Origin of the sequence: Pseudonocardia terrae (genome assembly GCF_021343995.1) — a bacterium.
GTDB classification, from domain to species: Bacteria; Actinomycetota; Actinomycetes; order Mycobacteriales; family Pseudonocardiaceae; genus Pseudonocardia; species Pseudonocardia terrae.
On record NZ_JAJTTE010000116.1, the window covers coordinates 1 to 5294 of the forward strand.

Below are 5294 nucleotides of genomic sequence, written 5' to 3' on the forward strand. Positions count from 1 at the left end.
GGCCGGCGAGGGCCCGGACCGGCTCTTCCCGGCGGCCGACCGGCTCGCGGAACAGGTCGCGGAGACGGTCGGCGGGCCCGCCCGCCGGGCCGCCGCGCTCGCCGGGCTCGCGGGCGCCGTCGCCGACGGCACGCTCGTGCTCGACGCCGGGCGTGACCCCGCCTCCCTGCGGGCGGACCTGGTCGTGCTGCCCGGTGTGGGCCCCTGGACCGCCGGCTACGTCGCGATGCGGCTGCTCGGCGACCCCGACGAACCCCTGGTGTCCGACCTCGCCGTCCGCCGCGGGGCCGCGGCGCTGGGCCTGCCGTCCGACGTGGACGGCCTGACCCGGCACGCCGCCCGCTGGCGGCCCTGGAGGTCCTACGCCGCCACCCACCTCTGGCGCGCCGCCACCCGGCCGGCCGCCGACCCGACCGTCTGGAGGACGGCATGAGCACCTGCACGACCCTCGACACCCCCGACGGCCCCTTCACCGTGGTCGTCGACGACGACGGCGCGGTCCTCGCGTCGGGCTGGACCGCCGTGCTCGACGACCTGGTTCCGCTGGTGCACAGCGGGATCCGGCCGTCCCACGTGGAGCCCGGCGACGGCGGCGCGGCCGCCGAGGCCGTGCGCGCCTACTACGCCGGCGAGCTGTCCGCCGTGGACGGCGTGCCCGTGCGGCAACGGTCCGGCACTTTCCTGGAGCACGCCTGGGAGGTGCTGCGGGCCGTCCCGGCGGGCGGCCCGGTGACCTACACGGAGTTCGCCGCGAAGGCGGGCCGCCCGGCCGCGGCGCGCGCCGCCGCGTCGGCCTGCGCCCGCAACGCCGCCGCCCTCTTCGTGCCCTGCCACCGGGTGCTGCGGACGGACGGCACGCTGGGCGGGTTCCGGTGGGGCCTGCCCGTGAAGCGGTCCCTGCTCGACCGCGAGAGCAGCTGACCCGACGGCGGGCGCGCGCCGGTGCCCGAAATTGTCGGTGCCCCGGTGCACCCTGCTGATCGTGGATCTCTCGAACGCGTTGCCGCTCCTGCTCGCCGGGCTCCTCCTGGGCCTGGCGATCGGGGGCGGCCTGGCGTGGCTGCTGGCCGGCGCCCGGCACCGGGTCGCCACGGCGGAGGCCGCCCGGGCCACCGCCACCGCCTCGGCGGGCGCGCGAGCCGAGGCCGCGGCGTTCAAGGCCGAGCGGACCGGGCTGCTGGAGCGCATCGAGGAGCTGCACGAGGAGGTGGGCACCGCCACCGAACGGCTGCGCCGCGCGGAGGCGGACGTGTCGGCCACCCGGGCCGCGCTGAGCAGCGAGCGCGAGGCGGCGCTGGAGCGCGAGCGGCTGCTCACGGCCCGGGACGCGGAGCTGCGCGAGACGTTCCAGGCGCTCTCGGCGGAGGCGCTGTCGCGCAACAACGAGCAGTTCGTCAGTCTCGCCGAGGGCCGCATCCGGGAGGCCGCGGCCGCGCTGCACGCCAAGGCGGAGCAGGACGAGGCGGCGCGTGCCACGGCGATCGGCAAGCTGCTCGACCCGATGGCCGCGGCCCTGCAGCGGGTCGAGGGCCAGCTGCGGACCGTCGAGCGCGAGCGCGAGGCGGCCTACGCGGGGCTCGTCGAGCAGGTCAAGGCCATGGCGCAGAACTCCGAGAAGCTGCGCGGCGAGACGAAGCAGCTGGTCACCGCGCTGCGCGCCCCGCAGGTCCGCGGGCGCTGGGGCGAGCTGCAGCTGGAGCGGATCGTGCAGCTCGCCGGCATGGTCGAGCACTGCGACTTCTCCACCCAGGTCACCGGCGCGGGCGCGGCCGAGGGCCAGGGCGGGGTACGACCGGACATGGTCGTGCACCTCGCCGGGGGCAAGCAGATCGTGGTCGACGCCAAGGTGCCGTTCGCGGCCTACCTGGAGGCCGTCGAGACGCAGGACGCCTCGGTGCACCGTGAGAAGCTGCAGTCCCACGCCCGGCAGCTGCGGACCCACGTGGACCAGCTGTCGGCCAAGGCCTACTGGGCGTCGTTCGAGCCCACGCCGGAGTTCGTGGTGCTGTTCGTGCCGGGCGACCCGTTCCTGGAGGCCGCGCTGCGGGCGGACCCCGCGCTGCTGGAGCACGCCTTCGGGCGCAACGTCGTGATCGCGACGCCCACCACCTTGATCGCGCTGCTGCGCACCGTCGCGTACGGCTGGCGGCAGGAGGCGCTGGCACGCAACGCCGCGCAGGTCCACCAGCTCGGCCGGGAGCTGCACGGCCGGCTCGCCACGATGGGCACGCACGTCGCCAAGCTCGGACGCAGCCTCGACAGCGCCGTGGAGAGCTACAACCGCACCGTCTCCTCGCTGGAGGCACGCGTCCTGGTCACCGCCCGGCGGCTCACCGAGCTCAAGGTGTCCGAGGGCGACCTGGAGGCGCCGAGCCCGGTCGAGCGGGTGCCGCGGGCGGTGTCGGCGCCGGAGCTCGTCGCGTCCGCGGGTGAGTCGCTGGTCGCACTGCACGAGCTCGTGCCCGAACCGGGGGCGCGGGACGGGGCCCGGGAGGCGGCTCGGGACGGTGAGGGCGGCGGATGGCAGGCGCGCGACGCGGGCCCGGACGGGCCACGGGCTACCGTGAACGGGTGACGTCGCGCGCCCCCTCCCCGCGGTCCTCCGGCGGTTGGCCGGTCACCGAACGGTCGGCGCTGGCCACGGTGCTCGGCATCCCGCCCCTGGCGGCCGTGGCGCTGGCCGTGGTGCTGACCGCGCTCGGCGTGTTCGTCGACGTGCTGCGGATCGGCACCCTCGGTGTGGTGTTCGGGATCGCCTACGTGGTGGGGTGCGTCCTCGCCGTGGGCTGGGTGCGCCGCCGCAACCTGTTCGGGCCGATGGTGCAGCCCCCGCTGCTGGTCGCCGTGCTGGTGCCGGTGATCGTGCTGCTGGTCGGGAAGACCGGGCCCGGGCTCACCGAGACCGTGCTCATGATCGGGGCCCCGCTGGTCAACGGGTTCCCGATCATGGCCGTGGCCACCGGGCTCACCCTGCTGATCGGCCTGCTGCGGCTGATCGTGCAGCGCACCGGCCCGAACGACGCCGTCAGCCGGCTCGGCCGGCTCGGGGTGCGCGGCCGGGACCGCGACCTCCCCGAGGAGGACGAGGACGAGGAGGACGAACCCCGGGTCAGCGGCCGGCGCGGCTCGGTCGGAGCTCGCGGGGCAGGGCGAACGTCAGGGTCTCCTCGGCGGTCGTGACCTCCTCGACCGACTCCCAGCCGCGCTCGGCCAGGTAGTCGAGGACCCCGCGGACCAGCACCTCGGGCACCGAGGCACCGCTCGTCACACCCACGGTCCGCACGCCGTCGAGCCACGACTCGTCGATCTCGCGGGCGTAGTCGATCAGGTGCGCGGCGCCCGCCCCGGCGCCCAGCGCGACCTCGACCAGCCGCACCGAGTTCGACGAGTTCGGCGAGCCGACGACCAGCACGAGGTCGCACTGCGGGGCCATCGCCTTGACCGCGACCTGGCGGTTCTGGGTGGCGTAGCAGATGTCGTCGCTCGGCGGGTTCTGCAGCGTCGGGTACCGCTCGCGCAGCGCCCGCACGGTGTCCATGGTCTCGTCGACCGACAGCGTGGTCTGGGAGAGCCAGACGACCTTCTCCGGGTCCCGCACCGTGACGTTCTCGGCGTCGGCGGCGCTCTCCACCAGCTGGATGTGCGTGGGGGCCTCGCCGGAGGTGCCCTCGACCTCCTCGTGGCCCGCGTGCCCGACGAGCAGGATGTCGTAGTCCTCGCGGGCGTACCGCTTGGCCTCCTGGTGCACCTTCGTGACCAGCGGACAGGTGGCGTCGATCGTCTGCAGCGAGCGCGCCTTCGCCTCGTCTCGCACCTCGGGCGAGACGCCGTGCGCGGAGAAGACGACGATCGCGCCCTCCGGGACCTCGCTCGTCTCGTCGACGAACACGGCGCCGCGCTCGCTCAGCGTCTCCACCACGTGCTTGTTGTGCACGATCTGCTTGCGCACGTACACGGGCGCACCGTGCTTCTCCAACGCCTGCTCGACCGCCTCGACCGCGCGGTCGACCCCCGCGCAGTACCCGCGGGGCTTCGCGACGAGGACGCGCTTGCCGTCCGATCCGGCGGTACCACTCATGTCGACCAGGGTACGGGCGCCCGATCGTGGCCGCCGTGGGATGTGGGTGAGGCGACCCGGCCCCGTGCTGCGAGCGCCGCCGATCACGGGGGACAATGCGGCCATGAGCCCGCTACCGATGCCGGTGCGGATCGCCGCCGGCCTGGCCGCCACCGCCGTCGAGCAGGTCCGCGAGCTGCCGCGGCTGGTCGTCGAGTTCCCCGTGACCGCGGTCAGCCAGGCCCTCCAGGCGTCCATGCGCGTGCAGCAGAAGGTCACCGAGCTGGCGATCAAGGGCGACAAGGCCCTGGGCGCGTTCGGCCAGGCCCCCGAGACCCCCGCCTGGGCGACCTTCGACGACGAGGGGGACGAGCCCACGACCAACGGCTTCGCCGCCGCGTCGCCGATCACCCCCGGCACCGACCTCGTGCCCGCGCCGGGCGCCGACATCGAGCAGGCGCCCGAGAGCGCCGAGGGCGCCGGGAGCGCGGCGACCGGGGCCGAGGACCGGGTCGAGGGCGACCACCTCGCCGAGCCCGGCGACACGGTCGCGGGCGCGGCGATCGCGGACATCGCCGAGCGGACGCTCGGCGACGAGGCCGACACCCCGCCGGCGGTGCTGCCCGAGTACCCCGGCATGAACCTGCACCAGCTGCGCGGCAAGCTGCGCAAGCTCGACCTGCCCGGCCTGCAGGCGCTGCTGATCTGGGAGACCTCGCACGAGAACCGGCCGCCCTTCGTCACGATGCTGTCGAACCGGATCACCACGGTCCGGGAGGGATGAGCGCGGGCCCGTCGACCGAGGAGTCGCCCTGGCCCGTCCGGACGGTCGCGCGGAAGATCTCCGAGTGGATCGACCGGCTGGGCGCGGTCTGGGTCGAGGGGCAGCTCGCGCAGGTCACCGCCCGGGCCGGCACCGGGACCGCGTTCCTGACGCTGCGTGATCCCGTGGCCAACGTGTCGTTGCAGCTCACGGCGCCGATGGCGCTGGTCGCCGAGCAGCGCGAGGTGGTCGCCGAGGGCAACCGGGTGATCGTTCACGGCAAGCCCTCCTTCTTCCCCGGCCGCGGCACGCTGAGCCTGCGGGTGGACCGGATCCGCGCCGTGGGGCTCGGTGAGCTGCTGGCCCGGATCGAGCGGCTGCGCCGGCTGCTGGCCGCGGAGGGGCTGTTCGACCCGGCCCGCAAGCGCCGGCTCCCCTTCCTGCCGCAACGGATCGGGCTGATCACCGGCCGGG

The 5294-nt window shown here is 75.2% G+C and carries 7 protein-coding genes; 6 read left to right on the top strand and 1 reads right to left on the bottom strand.

The window, feature by feature from the left end; genetic code table 11:
• The 4 genes from LWC33_RS34165 to LWC33_RS34180 form a co-directional block, all read left to right on the top strand.
• A partial coding sequence (locus LWC33_RS34165) for a DNA glycosylase family protein (RefSeq protein ID WP_504937825.1) occupies positions 1-433 on the top strand: 433 nt, incomplete at its 5' end.
• Positions 430-921, top strand: coding sequence for a methylated-DNA--[protein]-cysteine S-methyltransferase (locus tag LWC33_RS34170; protein ID WP_233308851.1), 492 nt, complete (start codon positions 430-432; stop codon positions 919-921). The genes LWC33_RS34165 and LWC33_RS34170, both read left to right, overlap by 4 nt.
• A gap of 61 nt (positions 922-982) precedes the next feature.
• Positions 983-2575 carry a DNA recombination protein RmuC gene (locus LWC33_RS34175; RefSeq protein ID WP_233308852.1) on the top strand — a complete coding sequence of 531 codons (1593 nt, stop codon included), beginning with the start codon at positions 983-985 and terminating at the stop codon, positions 2573-2575.
• Positions 2572-3180, top strand: coding sequence for a DUF6542 domain-containing protein (locus LWC33_RS34180; protein ID WP_233308853.1), 609 nt, complete (start codon positions 2572-2574; stop codon positions 3178-3180). The genes LWC33_RS34175 and LWC33_RS34180 overlap by 4 nt, the downstream gene beginning before the upstream one ends.
• On the opposite strand, the gene LWC33_RS34185 is transcribed toward LWC33_RS34180, so the two are convergent.
• Positions 3110-4078 (bottom strand): 4-hydroxy-3-methylbut-2-enyl diphosphate reductase, encoded by a 969-nt coding sequence (locus tag LWC33_RS34185; protein ID WP_233308854.1) that lies wholly within the window; start codon positions 4076-4078, stop codon positions 3110-3112. The two genes, LWC33_RS34180 and LWC33_RS34185, sit on opposite strands and share 71 nt — an antisense overlap.
• A gap of 103 nt (positions 4079-4181) precedes the next feature.
• Between LWC33_RS34185 and LWC33_RS34190 the strand changes: the two genes are divergently transcribed.
• Positions 4182-4841 (top strand): lipid droplet-associated protein, encoded by a 660-nt coding sequence (locus LWC33_RS34190; RefSeq protein WP_233308855.1) that lies wholly within the window; start codon positions 4182-4184, stop codon positions 4839-4841.
• Positions 4838-5294, top strand: a 457-nt coding sequence (locus LWC33_RS34195) for an exodeoxyribonuclease VII large subunit (protein WP_233308856.1), incomplete at its 3' end; no start/stop codon positions are given. The genes LWC33_RS34190 and LWC33_RS34195, both read left to right, overlap by 4 nt.

Bases quoted from the DNA above. Each gene is read 5' to 3' on its own strand.
- LWC33_RS34170 (WP_233308851.1), top strand. From the start codon at position 430: ATGAGCACCTGCACGACCCTCGACACCCCCGACGGCCCCTTCACCGTG.
- LWC33_RS34185 (WP_233308854.1), bottom strand. From the start codon at position 4,078: ATGAGTGGTACCGCCGGATCGGACGGCAAGCGCGTCCTCGTCGCGAAG.
- LWC33_RS34190 (WP_233308855.1), top strand. From the start codon at position 4,182: ATGAGCCCGCTACCGATGCCGGTGCGGATCGCCGCCGGCCTGGCCGCC.